Below are 18,581 nucleotides of genomic sequence, written 5' to 3' on the forward strand. Positions count from 1 at the left end.
CGGTTTTAGCGGTCAGTCCGCGTCCTCAGCCATATCGGCTTCAGGGTACCTGCGACGCGGCGGAATGACGTCGGGATAATCGACCTGCATGAAATAGAGACCGTCCGGCGGCGCGACCGGGCCGCAGGCCTTGCGATCCCGCGCCTCCAGTGCGGCACGCACATCCTCGGGCGTCATCGTGCCTTCGCCCGCCAGTTTCAGCGTGCCGGCGAAAGAGCGGATCTGGTTATGCAGGAAGCTCTGCGCGGTCGCACGTATCTCGATGAGATCGCCGGTGCGCGTCACATCCAGCCGGTCGAGCGTGCGCACCGGGCTGTTCGCCTGACAATGCACGGAGCGGAAGGTCGTGAAATCATGCCGGCCGACAAGCATCTGGGCGGCTTCATGCATGCGCTCATGGTCCATGTCCTTCGACACCCACCATGCCCGCTTGTGCTCCAGCGCCAGCCGGGCCTTGCGGCAGATGATGCGGTAAAGGTAGTGCCGACGAAGGGCGGAAAACCGGGCGTCGAAATCCTCGGTCACGGAAGCGGTATCGAGGACGGCCACGGCTTCGCCCGCCATGGCGAGATGCGCATTGAGGGCGTTGCGAAGCTTGTAGGGCTCCCAGTCTCGGGAAAGATCGACGTGGACGACCTGCCCGACGGCATGCACGCCGGAATCGGTGCGGCCGGCGCCGCGAATGGAGACGCTCTCTCCCGTCAACGAGCGAACCGCAGCCTCCAGCGCACCCTGAACCGAGGGGCCGTTATCCTGTCTCTGCCAGCCATAATAAGGCGTGCCGTCATATTCGACGGTCATGCGGAAACGTGGCATCAGCCGAGCCTCGTTGTGGTCGGAACCGGTGTGCCGCGCACGAAATCTGCCGCCGACATCGGCTTGCCGCCCGCCTTCTGCAGACGGGTGAGCCGCACGGCGCCGCTGCCGCAGGCAATGGTAAGGGCGTCATCGAGCGCCGCGCCCGCTTCTCCCATGCCGCTTGCCAGTTCGGAGGCCAGAACCTTCACGCGTTCCGCCTTGCCGCCGATGTCCATTTCCAGCCATGCGCCGGGAAACGGCGAAAGGCCGCGAATGTGATTATGCACGTCCTGCGCCGGCCTCGAAAAATCGATGCGGGTCTCGCCCTTGTCGATCTTCGCGGCATAGAGCACGCCTTCTTCCGCCTGCGTGACAAGCGGCAGGTCGCCGGATTCCAGCTCGTCCATAGCCTGCCGCATCAGCCGCGCTCCGGCCAGCATCAGGCTGTCATGCAATTCTCCGGCGGTCATGTTCTCATCGATCGCGACCTTGGCGGTCAGCGCGACGGGGCCGGTATCGAGCCCCTTTTCCATTTTCATGACCATCATGCCGGTCTCGGCATCGCCGGCCATGATGGCCCGCTGAATGGGGGCAGCGCCGCGCCAGCGCGGCAGCAGCGAGGCATGGCCGTTATAACAGCCAAGGCGCGTGCCGCTGAGGATCGCTTCCGGCAGCAGCAGCCCATAAGCCACCACAACCGCGACATCGGCATTGAAATCCCGGAACTGCTGGCGGTCTTCCTCTGCCTTGAAGTTCACCGGCGTCAGCACAGGCAGGCCCAACAATTCGGCGGCCTGATGCACCGGGGACTTCTGCAGATCGAGGCCACGACGGCCGCCGGGACGCGGCGGCTGGGTGTAGACCGCAACGATCTCGTGGCCGGCCTCCACCAGTGCACGCAGGGTGGGAACGGAAAATTCCGGCGTACCCATAAAAATGATGCGAAGAGCCATCGTCGCCCCCTGCCCTATCGTCCATTCCGGTCCAGAGAGGACGGATCAGATCTTTGCGCGGGCCGCTTTCGTGAATTTCTTGATGACCATGTCGCGCTTCAGCCGCGAAATATGGTCGATGAAGAGAACGCCGTTCAGGTGATCGATCTCATGCTGCAGGCAGGTGGCGAGCAGGCCATCCGCCTCGACCGTCTGCTGCTTGCCGTCACGGCCAACATATTGCACCGTGAGCGACGCGGGACGCTCCACCTCGGCGTAATAATCGGGGATGGAGAGGCAACCCTCCTCATAGGTCGAGACATCGTCCGACACCTTGAGGATTTCCGGATTGATGAAGACGATCGGGGTCTTTTCCTCGCCTTCACGCGCAACATCGATCACCAGCATGCGGCGCGCCACGCCGATCTGAATGGCGGCGAGGCCGATACCCGGCGCATCGTACATGGTTTCCAGCATGTCGTCGGCAAGACGCAGCACCTCGGCATCCACCTTTTCGATGGGCTTCGATTGCTGGCGCAGCACGGGATCGGGCAAAATGATAAGCGGTTTGATGGTCATGGCTTCCCATAACGTATCTCTTGCGCGGAGGAAATAAAAAACACGAGGTTCAAACCGCCTCCGGCATCCGCCCCGCCCGACTCATTTCCGCCGCAGGAATGTTCTTGTTTTGATCTTCCGAATCACAAGAAACCTGCTAGATTTAATCATGAGCATAGATTTCTCCGTTCTCCTCGATCCCGCGTTACGGGCCGGCTCCGTCGACATCAGCTTCGGCGCGCTGCTCGCGGCTCTGGTTTTCGGTCTGGTCACCACCTGGCTGGTGACGGCGAGCCGCGCGAAAAAAGCGGGTGCCGATGGCGAAATCTCCGACCTCCTGAAAACACAGTCCGAACTGCATGGCCGCATCGCCGCCATGGCGGAAACGCTCGGCACCCGCCAGACCGAGATGAGCCAGACGCTGAACCAGCGCCTCGACGGCATGTCGCAGCGCCTTGGCGAAACACTGACGGAGCAGACCCGGTCGACGCATGAGAATCTGAGCCGCCTGCAGGAGCGCCTCGCGGTCATCGACGCCGCGCAGGGCAATATTCAGGATCTGGCCAAGGATGTAGTCGGGCTGCAGGCCATCCTTTCCAACAAGCAGACACGCGGCGCCTTCGGACAGGCCCGCATGGAGACGCTGATTGCCGATGCGCTTCCGGCCGGGGCCTTCCAGTTGCAGCCGACGCTTTCGAACGGTTATCGGCCTGACTGCACCATTAAGATGCCCAACAATGCCCCGCCGCTCGTCATCGACGCCAAGTTTCCGCTGGAGGCGTGGAACGCCATTAAGGCGGACGAGACGCCCGAAACCAAACGCGCCGCGGTGCAGCAGTTCCGCCGCGATATGGAAGTGCATATTCGCGATGTGGCCGAGAAATACCTCATCCGCGGCGAGACGCAGGATACGGCCTTCATCTTCGTGCCGTCCGAATCGATCTTCGCCGATATCCACCAGCATTTCGAATATCTGGTGCAACGCGCTCACCGCGCCCGCGTCGTCATCGTTTCGCCATCGCTTCTGATGCTGTCGGTACAGGTCATCCAGTCCGTGCTCAAGGATCAGCGCATGCGCGAGCAGGCGCATCTCATCCAGGGTGAAGTGGCATTGCTCATGGACGATGTGCGGCGGCTGGACGACCGGACGCGCAAGCTGCAGGCCCATTTTGGACTGGCCCAAAAAGATATCGACATGATGCTGATCTCCTCCGACAAGGTGCTGGCGCGCGGCCAGAAAATCGAGGGTCTCGATTTTTCACCGACGGAAAAAGAGACTTCGCATGGGGAAATCGAGCAGGCTCGACGCTTTGCCGAGAACAGGGCGGGAACGGCAAAGTTGCGGGTGGTTGACGACGAGTGATCCGCTCGGGCAAAGTCGCCGCCTTGCTTGAATTCTATACGGATACGCCCTCCATGATTACTGTTTTCGGCTCCATCAACATGGACCTCGTCGCCACCGCCAAACGCCTGCCAAAGCCCGGTGAAACCGTGACGGGCGAGACCTTCTCCACGGCCGCCGGCGGCAAGGGAGCCAACCAGGCGTTGGCCGCACGGCGTGCGGGCGCCACGGTCAAGATGGCAGGGGCCGCGGGCGATGACACCTTTGCCGCGCCGGCGCTGACATTGCTGCGCGACGCCGGCACCGACCTCTCACTGGTGAAGACCACGCCCGGCCCTACCGGAACCGCAGTGATCCTTATCGGCGAAGGCGGGGAAAACATGATCTCGGTCATTCCCGCCGCCAATGGTGAAGTCTCCGCATCCGACGCCGCAAAAGCCCTGTCGGAAATGTCGGCGGGCGATATTTTGATGCTGCAGTTCGAGATACCCGCGCCCGCTATCGAAGCGGCGCTGACGGCTGCGAAGGCAAAGCGCGTCACCACCGTCATCAATACTGCGCCACTGACTGCCGATGGGCCGCGCCTTGCGGGCCTTGCCGATATCGTCATCGCCAACGAAACCGAGTTCGAATTGTTGATCGGAAAGAACGGACTTTCCGGTTCTGAGCGGGAAAACGAACTGAAAGCCCTGCATGACAGGACCGGCCAGACATTGATCGTGACGCTTGGTGCCGATGGTGTGATCGCCATGCGCAACGGCAAGGTTTTCCGGGCTTCCGGCCTCAAGATCGAACCGGTCGATACGGTCGGTGCCGGCGATACCTTCTGCGGTTATCTCGCCGCCAGCCTCGATCAGGGTATGGATTTCGAAAGGGCGCTGAAGCGCGCCGCCGTGGCAGGTTCGCTCGCCTGCACCCGCGCCGGCGCCCAGCCTTCCATTCCGCTGGCAGCGGAAGTGGATGCGGCACTCTGAGGGATCAGTCGCTCAACGACGAATGAAGGTGAGATAGGCCGAGCTGCGGCCTTCTCTTTTCGCCTTGTTCTCGTAACGCGTGCCCGGCCAGTTGGCGTAGGGCGTGCGCCAGTCATCAGCGCTCGTCGCTGTCCATTCGAAGCCGCCATGGCGGGCGCAATGCTGTAGCGTCCAGTTGACGTAGGTATCGATATCGGAAGCGAAGCAGAACTTTCCGCCGGGTTTCAGCACGCGATGGAAGCGGGCAAGGTTGACGTCTGAAACGAAACGACGCTTCCAGTGCTTCTTCTTCGGCCACGGGTCAGGATAGAGAAGGTCGATATGATCGATCGATCCCTCAGGCAGCCAGTCCAGCAATTGCGTCGCATCATCGTCGTAAAGGCGGATATTCATCAACTCGCGTTCGCGCACGGCGGCGAGCAGCTTGGCCATGGAATTGACGAAGGGTTCCACGCCGATGAAACCCGTCTCCGGGTTTTCAACCGCGCGGTGGGCGAGATGCTCGCCGCCGCCGAAACCGATCTCCAGACGGATAAACCGCACATCCGCGGGAAAAAGAGCGGCGAGATTTTGCGGCGGGGCGCTTTCCAGATCGATTTTCAGCAAAGGCAGCAGGTTCTCGATTGTATCGACCTGCTGATTGCGCAGGGGCTTGCCCTTGCGTCTGCCAAAAAACGCTTCCGTCGCGCGCGAACGCCGTTCTTCCGTCATCTCATACTCTCAAGAACAAATAGACTTAACCCGCACAGCGCCAGATGAGGCACTGTGCGGGTTACAAAAGTTGGTGACGGTATCTCTCAATCGCCGTCAAATAACAAGCGCGATATCTGGTTGACGCATTTTCCGGACGTAAAACCGCTACGCAATTTTACTGGAAATGCTTCAAGCGCTCAAAGCTTCCTTGAGCGGCTTCACCAGATCGAGCTTCTCCCAGGAGAAGGAGCCGTCACGACCGGCCTTGCGGCCGAAATGGCCGTAGGAGGACGTCTTGGCGTAGATCGGCTTGTTGAGATCGAGATGACGGCGAATGCCCGACGGCGAAAGGTCCATGACCTTGCGGATCGCGGCCTCGACCTGATCTTCGCTGACCTTGCCGGTACCATGCAGATCGACATAGATCGACAGCGGCTGGGCGATGCCGATTGCATAGGAGATCTGAATGGTGCAGCGCTCGGCAAGGCCGGCAGCCACGACGTTCTTGGCGAGATAACGGGCGGCATAGGCGGCGGAACGGTCGACCTTGGTCGTGTCCTTGCCGGAGAATGCACCGCCGCCATGGGGCGCAGCGCCGCCATAGGTGTCGACGATGATCTTGCGGCCCGTCAGGCCGGCATCACCATCGGGACCGCCGATGACGAACTTGCCGGTCGGGTTGATATACCACTGGCAATCGTCAGCGATCTTCAGGTCGCCCAGAGCTTCGCGGATATAGGGCTCGACAACGGCGCGAACCTTCTTCGAATCCCAGCTTGCATCGAGATGCTGCGTGGACAGAACGATGGATACAGCTTCCGCCGCCTTGCCGTCAACGTAACGAACCGTGACCTGGCTCTTGGCGTCGGGGCCGAGCTTTGCCGCTTCGCCTTCGCCGCTTTTACGAGCGGTGGCAAGCAGCTGCAGGATACGGTGGGAATAATAGATCGGAGCCGGCATGAGGTCCGGCGTTTCCTTGCAGGCGTAACCGAACATGATGCCCTGGTCGCCGGCGCCCTCGTCGCCCTGCTTGTCGGAGGCGTTGTCCACGCCCTGCGCGATGTCAGCCGACTGCGGATGCAGGAGAACGTCGATCTTGGCGGTCTTCCAGTGGAAACCATCCTGCTCGTAGCCGATGTCGCGGATCGCCTTGCGGGCGGCGGACTTGAACTTCGAGGGGTTGATGACCGGATGGCCAGCGGCGTCCTTGAGGACCTTGCCGTCCTTGTCCTTCTTCAGAAGCGTATCGGGAACCCGAACCTCACCGGCGATAACCACGCGGTTGGTCGTCGCAAGCGTTTCGCATGCGATGCGCACGGTCCACGGGTCAACGCCCGTCTTGGACGCTTCACGATAGATGAGATCCACGATTTCATCGGAAATACGATCACAAACCTTGTCCGGATGACCCTCGGCCACGGACTCGCTGGTGAACAGATAATTGGCACGCATGCGGGATTCCCCTCAAAGAACGGTCTTGGAGTTTGTTAGTCATTTCGGCCGTGAAAAACAAGGACACAACCACATAAATATATCTTTATGTGAGAATTCCTTTCTAATCGGGCACAAAAAAACGGTCCTTGCGGACCGTTGAGTGCCCGGCATCCCGTGCCGGAAATTTTCTGCGCGCGCGGGCTGCGCTTACTCGGCGTCACCCTCGGCGGCGAGCGCCTTGACGAGATCGACGAGACGGCGGCGAACCTTCGGATCGGCGATCTTCACGAAGGCGCGGTTCAGCTGCAGACCTTCAGCCGAGGACAGAAAGTCGACCACGTAATTGGAGCTCGACGCCTCCGCCATGCCGGGTGTGCCGCCAGCCTGATCGCCGGGTGCATCTTCGAAAAAAAAGGAAACGGGCACATTGAGGATCGCGGAAATATTCTGGAGGCGACTGGCGCCAACGCGGTTCGTGCCTTTTTCATATTTCTGGATTTGCTGAAAGGTAATTCCGAGACTTTCACCCAGCTTCTCCTGGCTCATTCCGAGCATGGTTCTGCGAAGGCGAATTCGGCTTCCGACATGAATGTCGATGGGGTTAGGCTTTTTCTTATTCTCGGTCATCATGCGGTCCTGACACTCGGAAAGGGTTGATATCTCGCTTCATTACTATTCGAAGAAATGAGTCGGCAATTCGACAGCGTCTAAACTTGTTTTACGACTGACGTATTCACTATGCAATTACAGGGGTTCCTGGTCAATTCTGGCGCCGAGCGAAACTCAAGGCGGGAAATACCGCAACGATCATCAAGATAGAAAAAATCAACCAGAAATACGTCCGATGTGTGTCGTAAGTAAATGCGTCGTTTGACCCACCACTCAAAGTGGCGTCAACAATTCCCACCCGACCGTAATCGAGCCCCGCAATAATGCGGCCATAGGGGTCTATGACGGCGGAAATTCCGGTATTGGCACCGCGAATCACCGGCACGCCTGTCTCAACGGCCCGGACTCTCGCCTGCAGAAAATGCTGATAGGGGCCAGGCGTGTCGCCGAACCAGCCATCATTGGTCACATTCAGGATGGCGGCCGATCCGGCCAGCCCCGGCGTCATCTCGCCCGGGAAAATGATCTCGTAACAGATGAGAGGATAGAAGGTCTTGCCCGAAGGAAGCGTAAGCGGCGTGCGCGAGGAAGCGGCGGAAAAGCCCCCCGGCAGAGCGATGACATTGTCGATGCCGAATTCCCGCAAGATACCTTCAAAGGGAACATATTCGCCAAAGGGGGTCAGATGCACCTTGTCGGTCGCGCCGATGATCTCGCCCTGGCTGTCGATTGCATAGACCGAATTGTAATAACGCGGCGGGCGGCCTGCCCCCTGATCTTCCATTCTGACGGCGCCGGTGAACAGCACCTGCCCATCCTCCAGCGTTTTGGCGATTTCCGCCAGAGCATCCGGGTTTTGCGTCAGAATGAACGGCACGGAGGTTTCCGGCCAGACGATGATATCAGGGCGCTTTTTCCCTTCACCGGGCGGCAGAGCAGAGAGCCGCAGATGCTCGCCAAAAATCTCCGCCCTGTCCGCGTTCAGCATCTTGCGTGACTGATCGATGGACGGCTGCACGATCCGAACGGTCAGTGCGTCTGCGGGCACCTCCGCCGGCGTCTGGAGACGGTAGAAGCCATAACCGAAATGACCGGCCAGCAGCAGGCCCGCCACAACGAGACCCGGCCACATGCCTTTTTTCGTGCCTATCAGCGCGGGCGAGGCGAAGATGAAAACCGCAAGCGTCGTTATACTGAAAAGGCCAAGCAGATGTGCCGACTGCATCATGATCGGGATGGGCATGATGCCGTAGCCGATGGCGTTCCAGGGAAAGCCGGTGGCCAGGAAGCTGCGCAGCCATTCCGAAAAGCCGAATGCGGCAGCAAGTGCAGCGATACGGCCGAGGCCCTCCGACCAGAGGAGATTGGCTGCGGCAACCGCAAAACCGTAAAACAACGCCAGAAAAGCGGGAAGACCAAGAATGGCGAGCGGCAGCGCCCAAGCGAATTCATCAGCCTCCAGCAGGAGAGCATTGCCGAGCCACCACAGGCCCGCTACGAAGTAACCGAGCCCGAAACACCAGCCGATGCCGAAGGCCGGCAGGATGCGGCTGAAGAGGCCGCCGCCCGGTTTTCCGGTGCAGCCATCCACGAGCCAGACAAGCAGAGTGAAAGACAAAAACAGCGCCGCGAAAAAGCCGAATGGAGGCAAAGCGAGCGCCCCGACCGCACCTGCGGCAATCGCCATAACTGCGCGGCTCATGCCGCCGGCCAGCATTACCCTGCCTGCAAGACGCTCCATGCCATCTCCGTTTATGCGCGTCCGAAAAAGCCCGCAGCCGACAAGGCCGCGCCACGGAATTTCCCCTCAGACCCGACGTAAAGGAAAAAAGATTCGCAGTCCACAGGAGGCATGGCGACCGAAGCGCCATGTGTTCTTTTCGACACCGAACACGGGCATTCATACCTGTCGGATTGATATGTCGAAAGGTGGAAGCGACGGGGAAAAACCCCGTCGCCCTTTCTTAATCGGCGTTCTGCTGGTGCGTGATAAGGCGAACATCCGGCGCAGGCAGCGCAATCACCTCATTGGCGCCCGCTTCGCCCGGAGCGCGATCATCCTCACCTTCGGAGCCGTGATCCCGGACAATACGAACGCCCTTGATGCGCCTGCTATCCGCATCGAGGATCTGGAACTCGAAACCGGGCACGGCCCGGACCACCTCGCCCTTGGCCGGAATGCGGCCGAGCGCGAAGAAGATGAGACCGCCGAGCGTATCGATTTCCTCCAGATGTTCCCGCACATCGAATTCCGGCCCGATCGCCTCGGCAAGTTCGGTGAGTTCCGCGCGTGCATCCGCGACAAGCACATCGGCGGAAAGACGGGAGAACATCGCCTCGTCCTTGTCGTGCTCGTCATCGATGTCACCCACGACCATCTCGACGATATCCTCATGGCTGACGAGACCGTCGGTGCCGCCATATTCATCGATCACCAGCGCAAGCTGGGTTCTCTGGGCCTGCATCGTCTTCAAAAGGTCAGAGGCCAGCATGGAGGGCGGTGCGAAAAGAATTTTGCGCACCAGTCCGGCAGCGGCGACCGTCTGCTCCAGATCGACACGTGCCAGGTCGAAATTCGGCCGCGGCGAACGCGGCGCCTTCACCTCACCGTAAGCGACGCTTCGCGAACCGGCCCGGCGTTTGTTACGGGCCTGCTTGGCGACATAGGCCAGCAGATCGCGAATGTGGATCATGCCCTTCGGATTATCCAGCGTCTCGTCATAGACCGGCATGCGGGAACGCCCGGTTTCCTCGAAGAGGATCAGCGCATCGCCGATCGTCATATTCTCATCGAGACCGTCGATGTCCACACGCGGGATCATGATATCTTCGACCCGAACCTCGCGGAAACGCAGGATATTGTTGAGCATCGCCCGTTCTTCGGGCGAAAAGGCCGCACCGATTTCGGTGTCGTCCATCAGCGCGTCGGTCAAATCCTCGCGCAGGCGCTCGCCCTGTGACGGTTTCAGCAACCGCGCGATGCGCGACCAAATCGTCGATCTCGGCTTTGCAGTGAAGTCTTGACGTAAGTGACTACTGCCCTCCTCCGAAGAGGACTGCTCGCCGTTTTCTCTGCCCTCACTGGCAGGTCGTGCAGAATGTTCGTTCATGGCTCCAGACAATATTTAAAGCGGTTCCTGACCCGCGTAAGGATCAGATAGGCCAAGCACCGCCAAAATGCGAGTCTCAAGCGACTCCATTTCTTCCGCTTCTTCCTCGTCCATGTGGTCGTAACCGAACAAATGCAGGAACCCATGGACGAGCAGATGGGTCAGATGATCCCCGAAACTCTTCTCAAGTTCAAGGGCCTCGCGTTCAACCGTCTCGCGCGCGATGACGATATCGCCCAGCATGGGGCCCGGCATTCCGCCCGGCTCCAGCGGAAAAGCGGGGAAAGACAGGACATTGGTTGCCTTGTCCTTGTCGCGCCACTCAGCGTTGATTTCGCGAATATTTTCGTCGTCGGTGAAGACCAGCGACAGTTCCACCGGCATTTTCGGGAAGGGTTGGTCCTCTTCACGCTTCAGGAAATCGACCGCCGCATCCAGCACCCTGGTGGCAAAGGCAAGCAGGTCCTCTTCCGAGGACCAGCCTTCGGCCTCGACGCTGATTTGAATATCCAGAGCTGTCATTGTCTTTACGTCAGCTGCCCTTCACGAGGCTTTCATCCGGCACGGCCGTGTGGGATTCGTAAGCCCGGACGATACGCGCCACCATCGGATGACGAACGACATCGACATCCTTGAAGCGTACGACGGACACGCCTTCGACATCGGTGAGGATTTGCAGGGCCTCGACAAGACCGGATTTCACGCCGCGCGGCAAATCCACCTGGCTCGGGTCGCCGGTCACGATCATGCGGCCGTTCTCGCCAAGGCGGGTCAGGAACATCTTCATCTGCATGGTCGTGGTATTCTGGGCTTCGTCCAGAATGACGGCGGCATTGGCCAGCGTGCGTCCGCGCATGAAGGCCAGCGGCGCGATTTCGATGACGCCCGCCTGAATGGCGCGCTCCACCTTGTCACCCGGCATCATGTCATAAAGCGCGTCATAAAGCGGGCGCAGATAAGGATCGACCTTTTCCTTCATGTCGCCCGGCAGGAAGCCCAGACGCTCACCCGCTTCGACAGCGGGGCGCGACAGGATGATGCGGTCGACCGCTCCACGTTCCAGAAGCTGCGCCGCATGAGCGACGGCAAGATAGGTCTTGCCGGTACCGGCGGGGCCAACCCCAAAAACCAGTTCGGATTGCTCCAGTGCCCGCATGTAGACGTCCTGCGTCGGCGTGCGGGCAGCGATGGTCTTCTTGCGGGTGGAAATCTGCGCCATGGAAATCTTCGCCTTGCGTTCCATCGTCGGCAAGGTCAGCTGGTCGTCTGCGGCCATGGCCATGCGGATCGCGCCTTCCACGTCGGAAACCTCGGCGGTTCCGCCCTTGAGCAGCCGTTCATAAAGGAAATCCAGCGCCCGACGGGCCTGATTGGTGGCAACGACATCGCCGGTGATGGCGACGGAATTGCCGCGCGGGCGAGCGTCGATATTGAGGCGCTGTTCCAGAAGCTTCAGGTTCTGATCGAACTGACCGAATAGCTCTCCCGCTATCCTGTTATTCTCGAACGTGAGGACGAAGTGATTGGCGTCGGTCGCGGCTTGGCGTGGCTGGCGCGATGAATTTGATACCAATTCGTGTGCGTTCAAGCGGTCAGGCTCCTGTCCCAATCAGTGTCGGCTCCTCACTCTAACTCCCTGCCACCTCGGCAAACAAGCTGTTTGGACCCGTTGCGGTGATTCGTACATTAACAATGTCACCGATTTTCAAAGTCTTTGCATCAAGATTCACGGATTGCAGCCATGGAGAGCGACCTATCAACTGCTCAGGCATGCGGCCGGGCTTTTCCAGCAGCACATCCATGGTTTTTCCGACCAGCGATTCCGCAAATTCCTTCTGCTGCCGCAGCAACAGGGCCTGCAATCCTTCCAGTCGCTCAGCCTTCACCTCTTCCGCAACCTGATCGGTGAGATCGGCTCCCGGCGTGCCGGGACGGGTGGAATATTTGAAGGAGAAGGCCTGCGCATATTTCACCGTCTCGACCATCGCCATCGTATCTTCGAAATCGCGATCCGTCTCACCGGGGAAACCGACAATAAAGTCTCCCGACATGGCAATATCAGGGCGGGCGGCGCGGATTTTTTCGATAAGCTGGATATATTCCTCTCCCGTATGGCGACGGTTCATCGCTTTCAGAATGCGGTCCGAACCGGATTGCACCGGCAGATGCAGATAGGGCATCAGGAGGCGCAGATCGCGATGCGCGCCGATCAGGCGCTCGTCCATGTCGCGCGGATGGCTGGTGGTGTAGCGAAGCCGTGCAAGGCCGGGAATTTCCGCCAGCCGGTAAAGCAGTTCGGCCAGACCCCATTTCTCGCCCTTTGGACCTTCGCCCTGCCAGGCATTCACATTCTGGCCGAGCAGTGTGATTTCGCGCACGCCGGCATCGACGAGCTTCATCGCCTCATCGACGATCTGGCGCACGGGGCGGGAGACTTCCGAACCGCGCGTATAGGGCACCACACAGAAGGTACAGAACTTGTCGCAACCTTCCTGCACCGTCAGAAACGCGGTAACGCCGCGCGTCCTCAGCGTGGATTTTTCGGCGACAGGCAGGTGCTCGAACTTGTCCTCAACCGCATATTCGGTCTCGATGACACGCTCGCCGCCGCGCACCCGCTTCAGGGCGTCCGGCAGGCGATGGTAGGTCTGCGGGCCGATGACGACATCGACGGCGGGCGCACGGCGAAGGATTTCCTCGCCTTCCGCCTGCGCAACGCAGCCGGCAACGCCGATCATGAATTCGCGGCCCTGCTCTTCGCGCGATTTTTTCATGTCGCGCAGGCGGCCAAGCGCCGAATAGACCTTTTCAGCCGCCTTTTCGCGGATATGACAGGTGTTCAGCAGCACCAGATCCGCCTCGCCCATATCCTCCGTCTGAACGTAACCGTCCCTCGCCAGCGCATCGCTCATACGGACGGAATCGTAGACGTTCATCTGACAGCCATAGGTCTTGATGAAGACCTTCCGGCTGTTCGAACCCTCGCGGGCGATCATGGGTGGGGCGTCAAGGCCAAGCGTTTCCTGGGTCATGGCGGCTATCTAGTGTTTTTCACGGCCAGATTAAACAGAAAAATGCCGGAAAAGCTACGATCTCGCTAATTCCGCCAGCCGCCGCGCAGGCTGAAGGCCAGCATGGAGCGGATGGAGGCGGCGATATCGGTCGCCAGGCGCTTGCGGTTATCCGTGCTGTGAAACGGAACGCTGTCACCGAATGTCACATCGACATCGATGGCGCCGGCCCTGATGATGCCGAGCAGATGCGGCACGAGCGTGATGCTGCCCGGCCAGGCGGCGATGACACGATGGTAACGCCCCATGGCCATGCCCTGCACCCTAGTATAGGCGATGGCCACCGGCTGTACATAAACCAGCTTGCCCGGAACCTGTTCAGCGGCGGTGGAGGCCGCACCGAATAGCGAGGATTTGACGGCAAGCATGCGGTTGCCGTCCGAGGTGGTGCCTTCGGGAAACAAAACGACGATCTCGCCATCGGCCATGCGGCTGGCGATCTCGCTCACCTGCGCGCCGGTGCTGCGTTTCTGCTCACGCTGAACGAAGATGCTTTTCTGCAGCCGGGCAAGCCAGCCGAACACCGGCCAGTCCCTCACCTCCGTCTTGGCGATGAACACCACGTCGGCAATGCTGCCCAAAACGAGGATGTCCTTCCACGAGGCGTGATTGACCGCCAGCATCAGCGGCTTTGCGCGCTCCACATCGCCATGCACATGCACACGGATGCCGAGAACATGGCAGGCGATGCGGTGCCAGAGGCGCGGAATGCGACGGCGAAGCCGCCAGTCGAAGGCAAGGCCCAGCAGTTGAAGCGGCAGCAAGACAAGCGTGACGATCAGCAGAACGACCGCAATATAGGCTGTCCGCAGCCACATCATAATGGAAAGGCCCGCTTGTTCACCGGCGTCTCAGTGTTCGCCGGGCTTCAACGGCACGCCGTAAAGTTCCAACCGGTGATCCACGAGCTTGAAGCCGTGTTCCCTAGCGATCTTTTCCTGAAGGGCCTCGATCTCGGCCGAATGAAATTCGATGACCACGCCGTTCTTCAGGTCGATCAGGTGATCGTGATGTTCCTCGGGCACGGTCTCATAGCGCGAACGGCCGTCGCGAAAATCGTGACGCTCGATGATGCCGGCATCCTCGAACAGCTTCACCGTCCTGTAGACGGTGGAAATCGAGATGCGCGGATCCACGGCGGAGGAACGGCGGTAAAGCTCCTCGACATCGGGATGGTCGGCTGACTCCTGAAGGACGCGGGCGATGACACGGCGTTGATCCGTCATCCGCATGCCGCGTTCGGCACAAAGCTCCTCCAGCGTTTTCGAAAGGTCTGTCACGTCTTCTGGCCTTTTGAGAATTCCGGTTTGCGGCTTTCGCCGAAAAAATGCCTGTCGCAGGGAACTAGCGAAGATCGCGGCGCATGACAAGCGCCGTCGACTTCGTTCCATCCTTTGCGGTGTAATAGGCCTTGCGTTCCGCGACGGTTTTGAAGCCTAGCTTCCTGTAAAGCCCCAGCGCGGAGGCATTATTATTATCCACCTCAAGAAACATGGTTTCGGCGCCGCGCATCATCGCCTCGCGGATGGCCGACTGCATCAGACGCCAGCCGAGACCGGCGCGTGCAAACTTGTCGGCCACGGCAACGGTCAGGATTTCCGCTTCGCCCGCCACTTCCCGCGCCAGCACGAAACCACCGAGCGGCTTGCTGAAAAAGGCGTTGGTCTGGCGTGCGACAGCACCGAAAACAGCCCCTTGCGTTAGCAGCCCGGAAAACTCCCCGTCGTTCCACGGGCGCGGAAAGCGCAGCGCATGCAACTCCGCCACCGCGGCGCAATCCTCATGCTGCATCGGCACGATCTCGAAATAGGGCTTCCAGGTCAGATAGTCGTCAAACATAACAGGAATCGGGCATCACAGGAATCATTCGCACAGGCTGACGAATGCCCTATCAGGCAACGCCCTGACGTGCCAGCGCAAAACCAGTCTGTGGCCGGGCATCCGGCCCGCGCAGATAAAGCGGCGCGGGTTTCGGCTGGCCAGCCGGCTTGCGCGCAGCAGTGCGCGCGACCGAGGCAATCGGGAAGTGATCCGGTCCCGAACCCGCCTCCAACCCCGCCAAAAGCGGTGCGACTGAACCGATGACAACGCCATCGAAACCAGTAGTGACCGTTTTGGCGTCGTCCAGAGACAGAAGTGCAGCTTCGCGCAGCGGCGATCCATCCGCACCGAATGTCTGGAGATAGGCTTCGCCGCGTTTGGCATCCAGCCCGACGGCCACAGGCTGGCCGGGATTTTCGAGCAGATGATGAAGCGCCAGCGTTTCAAGCGTGGTGACGCCCACGGCTTCAACGCCGAGCGACAGGGCAAAACCGCGCGCGGCGGCGACCCCGACGCGGATACCGGTGAAAGACCCCGGCCCGATGGTCACGGCGATGCGCCCGACATTCTGGAGCGAGAGTTGCGCCTGCTCCAGAGCACCGTCGATTACCGCCATCAACCTTTCGGCATGGCCCTTGCCAATCGTTTCGCATACCTCGCCGAGCACCCTGTCGGAGGCGCTGTCATAAACGCAGGCGGAACAATCCACACCTGAGGTGTCGAGTGCGAGAACAATCATGATGGCCTGGCTTGCGCTTTTATACCGCTTCGACTTCGCGCACTTCCGGCACGAAATGGCGAAGCAGATTCTGAACGCCATGCTTCAGCGTGGCGGTGGAGGATGGGCAACCCGAGCAGGCGCCCTTCATGTTCAGGAACACGGTACCATCGCGGAAACCGCGGAAGGTGATGTCGCCGCCATCCTGCGCCACGGCGGGGCGGACGCGGGTTTCCAGCAGTTCCTTGATGGTGGCGACGATGGTTTCGTCACCTTCTTCGAAGAACTCGCCTTCCTCATCCGACACTTCGGCCGCAATCGCGGTGCCCATGATCGGGCGGCCGGACATGAAATGTTCCATGATGGAGCCGAGAATGGCAGGCTTCAGATGCTGCCATTCCGCGCCGTCCTTGGTGACGGTGATGAAATCGAACCCGAAATAAACGCCGGTCACGCCCGGAATGGTGAAGAGGCGTTCCGCCAATGGCGAAGCCTGCGCCTGCGACGGGTTGAGAAACTCTGCCGTGCCGCTTTCCAGCACCACCTTGCCCGGCAGGAACTTCAGCGTCGTCGGGTTCGGCGTGGCTTCCGTCTGAATGAACATCGTCTTCTCCTTCGAGGTCGCCGTTCACGCCCCGCAATTTAGAACTTTTCCAAAAAATACGCCCGGCGAAGCTTCACTTCAAGCCCGGACATGATAATTACATTCAAGAAATCGTCAGCCCCCTAAATCTTGTCCGGGACCCGGATCAGCAGAGAGCGTCGATTTCCTCATCCGACAATGTATCCGGCAGCACGGTGACAGGAATGGGGAAAGCCGCCCCTCGCCCGGCGATGGAGGAAACAAGCGGTCCCGGCCCTTCCTTCGTCGAGCCAGCCGCGAGCACCAGAATGGCTATATCGCGGTCTTCCTCGATCAGCCCGTGAATCTGCTCGGTGGCGCTGCCTTCGCGGATCACCGCTTCCGGCTCGATGCCGATGGTCTCGCGCACCTTCTGGGCGATCTTGGCAAGCGTGGCTTCCGCCTCCTCACGCGCCTCTGCCCGCATGATCTGTTCGACACCCAGCCATTGCTGGAAATCGCCTTCCGGGATCATGTAGAGCAGCACCAGCCCGCCATTGGAGTTCTTGGCGCGACGACCGGCATAGTGCACGGCCCTTTCGCATTCCGGTGTGTCATCGATAACAGCGAGAAATTTGCGACGATGCCCTTCCAGACGCGACAGCCGTTTTGAAACCATTCCGCACTCCCTCAATCCGCCGTGATCCGAGAAACCGCCCGACGGTTCGGGCGGAGATTATATCAAATCACGGCAGGCGCAAACCGCCCGCCGCATTCGCGCAGCAGCGACCTGTCAGCGCAGGAAGCCGATGATGTCGCGCACCTCGTTCATCGTCTTTTCGGCAATGGTGCGTGCCCGCTCGCCGCCCTGTTTGAGGATGGCGTCGATATGGGTCGGATCATCGAGAAGGCGGCGCATCTCGTTGTTGACGGGGGCCAGAACATTGACCGCAAGCTCGACGAGGGCCGGCTTGAAGGCCGAGAACTGCTGTCCGCCGAATTCGGAAAGAACATCAGCCTTGGTCCTGTCGGAAAGCGCGGCATAGATGCCGACGAGGTTTTCGGCCTCGGGGCGACCCTTCAGGCCTTCCACTTCGCTCGGCAGCGCGTCCGGATCGGTCTTCGCCTTCTTGATCTTCTTCGAGATCGCGTCGACATCATCCATCAGGTTGATGCGCGACAGATCGGAGGGATCGGACTTCGACATTTTCTTGGTGCCGTCCTTGAGCGACATCACGCGCGGCGCCGGACCGCCGATCAGCGGCTCCACCATCGGAAAATAGGCGTGCACCGGCTCATCGCCGACTGTGATATCGAGCCCGAGACCCGCCTTGCGGATATGATCGCCGAAATCGATATTGAATTTCTGGGCGATATCGCGGGCAAGTTCCAGATGCTGCTTCTGGTCGTCACCGACGGGAACATGCGTAGCGCGATAGACGAGAATGTCGGCGGCCATCAGGCTCGGATAGGCCAGCAGGCCGAGCGAGACCTGCTCGGCGTTCTTACCGGACTTGTCCTTGAACTGCGTCATGCGCTCCATCCAGCCGATGCGCGCCACGCAGTTGAACACCCATGCCAATTCCGCATGCTGCGGCACGGCAGACTGGTTGAAGACGATATGTTTTACGGGATCGATGCCCGCGGCGATGAAGGCGGCCGCAATCGAGCGGGTCTGCGCCTTCAAGTCCGTATGAACGAGCTGGGCGGTGATGGCATGCATGTCGACGACGCAGTAGATGCAGTCGTTATCTTCCTGCAGCGCCACGAATTTGCGGATCGCGCCAAGATAATTGCCGAGATGCAGATTGCCGGTCGGCTGGACGCCCGAGAAAACCAGCGGCTTGAATGCGTTCATTGTCGTCCTCGAAAAGGCTTGTGGAGGGCCCCGCCCCATGGTTGGAATTGCACGCGCGCTTATGCACCCGCAGCCCCCAGCAATCAAGCGGTTTCAGGGCA

20 protein-coding genes are annotated in these 18,581 nt (G+C 60.1%); 2 read left to right on the forward strand and 18 right to left on the reverse strand.

Annotated features, from left to right (window positions below; genetic code table 11):
- Positions 1–12: 12 nt before the first annotated feature.
- The 3 genes from truA to def are packed head-to-tail and all read right to left on the reverse strand — an operon-like array spanning position 13 to position 2,309.
- Positions 13–816, reverse strand: coding sequence for a tRNA pseudouridine(38-40) synthase TruA (truA, locus tag I3J13_RS04270; protein WP_080852738.1), 804 nt, complete (start codon positions 814–816; stop codon positions 13–15).
- Entirely contained in the window at positions 816–1,751 is a 936-nt protein-coding gene (fmt, locus tag I3J13_RS04275; protein ID WP_196378087.1) for a methionyl-tRNA formyltransferase, read from the reverse strand. Before fmt ends, truA begins: the two co-directional genes overlap by 1 nt.
- A gap of 45 nt (positions 1,752–1,796) precedes the next feature.
- Positions 1,797–2,309, reverse strand: a complete 513-nt coding sequence (gene def / locus I3J13_RS04280; RefSeq protein WP_003503724.1) for a peptide deformylase — start codon at positions 2,307–2,309, stop codon at positions 1,797–1,799.
- 148 nt (positions 2,310–2,457) lie between these two features.
- Between def and I3J13_RS04285 the strand changes: the two genes are divergently transcribed.
- Both I3J13_RS04285 and I3J13_RS04290 read left to right on the forward strand, forming a co-directional pair.
- Positions 2,458–3,651 carry a DNA recombination protein RmuC gene (locus I3J13_RS04285; protein WP_031234343.1) on the forward strand — a complete coding sequence of 398 codons (1,194 nt, stop codon included), beginning with the start codon at positions 2,458–2,460 and terminating at the stop codon, positions 3,649–3,651.
- 53 nt (positions 3,652–3,704) lie between these two features.
- Positions 3,705–4,604: a ribokinase gene (locus I3J13_RS04290; protein WP_196378088.1), complete on the forward strand. Its 900-nt coding sequence runs from the start codon at positions 3,705–3,707 to the stop codon at positions 4,602–4,604.
- Between the two features lie 12 nt (positions 4,605–4,616).
- On the opposite strand, the gene trmB is transcribed toward I3J13_RS04290, so the two are convergent.
- The 15 genes from trmB to trpS all read right to left on the reverse strand — a co-directional run bounded on the left by trmB (position 4,617) and on the right by trpS (position 18,480).
- Entirely contained in the window at positions 4,617–5,315 is a 699-nt protein-coding gene (trmB, locus tag I3J13_RS04295) for a tRNA (guanosine(46)-N7)-methyltransferase TrmB (RefSeq protein ID WP_196378089.1), read from the reverse strand.
- A 171-nt stretch (positions 5,316–5,486) separates the two neighbouring features.
- Positions 5,487–6,749: a methionine adenosyltransferase gene (gene metK, locus I3J13_RS04300; protein WP_003520054.1), complete on the reverse strand. Its 1,263-nt coding sequence runs from the start codon at positions 6,747–6,749 to the stop codon at positions 5,487–5,489.
- A 189-nt stretch (positions 6,750–6,938) separates the two neighbouring features.
- Positions 6,939–7,358, reverse strand: coding sequence for a helix-turn-helix domain-containing protein (locus tag I3J13_RS04305; RefSeq protein WP_003520055.1), 420 nt, complete (start codon positions 7,356–7,358; stop codon positions 6,939–6,941).
- A 133-nt stretch (positions 7,359–7,491) separates the two neighbouring features.
- Positions 7,492–9,081, reverse strand: a complete 1,590-nt coding sequence (lnt, locus tag I3J13_RS04310) for an apolipoprotein N-acyltransferase (RefSeq protein WP_196378090.1) — start codon at positions 9,079–9,081, stop codon at positions 7,492–7,494.
- Between the two features lie 223 nt (positions 9,082–9,304).
- Complete coding sequence (locus tag I3J13_RS04315; protein ID WP_020812443.1) at positions 9,305–10,450, reverse strand: hemolysin family protein; 1,146 nt, start codon at positions 10,448–10,450, stop codon at positions 9,305–9,307.
- A 15-nt stretch (positions 10,451–10,465) separates the two neighbouring features.
- A complete protein-coding gene (gene ybeY, locus I3J13_RS04320) occupies positions 10,466–10,972 on the reverse strand; it encodes an rRNA maturation RNase YbeY (RefSeq protein WP_149743885.1) in 507 nt (168 codons plus the stop codon).
- Positions 10,973–10,982: 10 nt separating this feature from the next.
- Complete coding sequence (locus I3J13_RS04325) at positions 10,983–12,038, reverse strand: PhoH family protein (protein WP_078051331.1); 1,056 nt, start codon at positions 12,036–12,038, stop codon at positions 10,983–10,985.
- Between the two features lie 40 nt (positions 12,039–12,078).
- Entirely contained in the window at positions 12,079–13,482 is a 1,404-nt protein-coding gene (gene miaB / locus I3J13_RS04330; RefSeq protein ID WP_196378091.1) for a tRNA (N6-isopentenyl adenosine(37)-C2)-methylthiotransferase MiaB, read from the reverse strand.
- A gap of 65 nt (positions 13,483–13,547) precedes the next feature.
- Positions 13,548–14,342 (reverse strand): lyso-ornithine lipid O-acyltransferase, encoded by a 795-nt coding sequence (olsA, locus tag I3J13_RS04335; RefSeq protein WP_059759361.1) that lies wholly within the window; start codon positions 14,340–14,342, stop codon positions 13,548–13,550.
- A 30-nt stretch (positions 14,343–14,372) separates the two neighbouring features.
- On the reverse strand, positions 14,373–14,801 hold the full coding sequence (locus tag I3J13_RS04340; protein WP_003503749.1) for a Fur family transcriptional regulator: 429 nt from the start codon (positions 14,799–14,801) through the stop codon (positions 14,373–14,375).
- 64 nt (positions 14,802–14,865) lie between these two features.
- Entirely contained in the window at positions 14,866–15,360 is a 495-nt protein-coding gene (locus I3J13_RS04345) for a GNAT family N-acetyltransferase (protein WP_003520064.1), read from the reverse strand.
- 52 nt (positions 15,361–15,412) lie between these two features.
- Entirely contained in the window at positions 15,413–16,081 is a 669-nt protein-coding gene (gene tsaB, locus I3J13_RS04350; RefSeq protein ID WP_196378092.1) for a tRNA (adenosine(37)-N6)-threonylcarbamoyltransferase complex dimerization subunit type 1 TsaB, read from the reverse strand.
- Positions 16,082–16,100: 19 nt separating this feature from the next.
- Positions 16,101–16,664 (reverse strand): NifU family protein, encoded by a 564-nt coding sequence (locus I3J13_RS04355; RefSeq protein WP_059759355.1) that lies wholly within the window; start codon positions 16,662–16,664, stop codon positions 16,101–16,103.
- 145 nt (positions 16,665–16,809) lie between these two features.
- A complete protein-coding gene (locus I3J13_RS04360; RefSeq protein ID WP_003503758.1) occupies positions 16,810–17,301 on the reverse strand; it encodes a universal stress protein in 492 nt (163 codons plus the stop codon).
- A 114-nt stretch (positions 17,302–17,415) separates the two neighbouring features.
- Complete coding sequence (gene trpS, locus I3J13_RS04365) at positions 17,416–18,480, reverse strand: tryptophan--tRNA ligase (protein ID WP_003520067.1); 1,065 nt, start codon at positions 18,478–18,480, stop codon at positions 17,416–17,418.
- Positions 18,481–18,581 lie beyond the last annotated feature (101 nt).

Origin of the sequence: Agrobacterium leguminum (genome assembly GCF_015704895.1) — a bacterium.
Lineage (GTDB): Bacteria > Pseudomonadota > Alphaproteobacteria > Rhizobiales > Rhizobiaceae > Agrobacterium > Agrobacterium leguminum.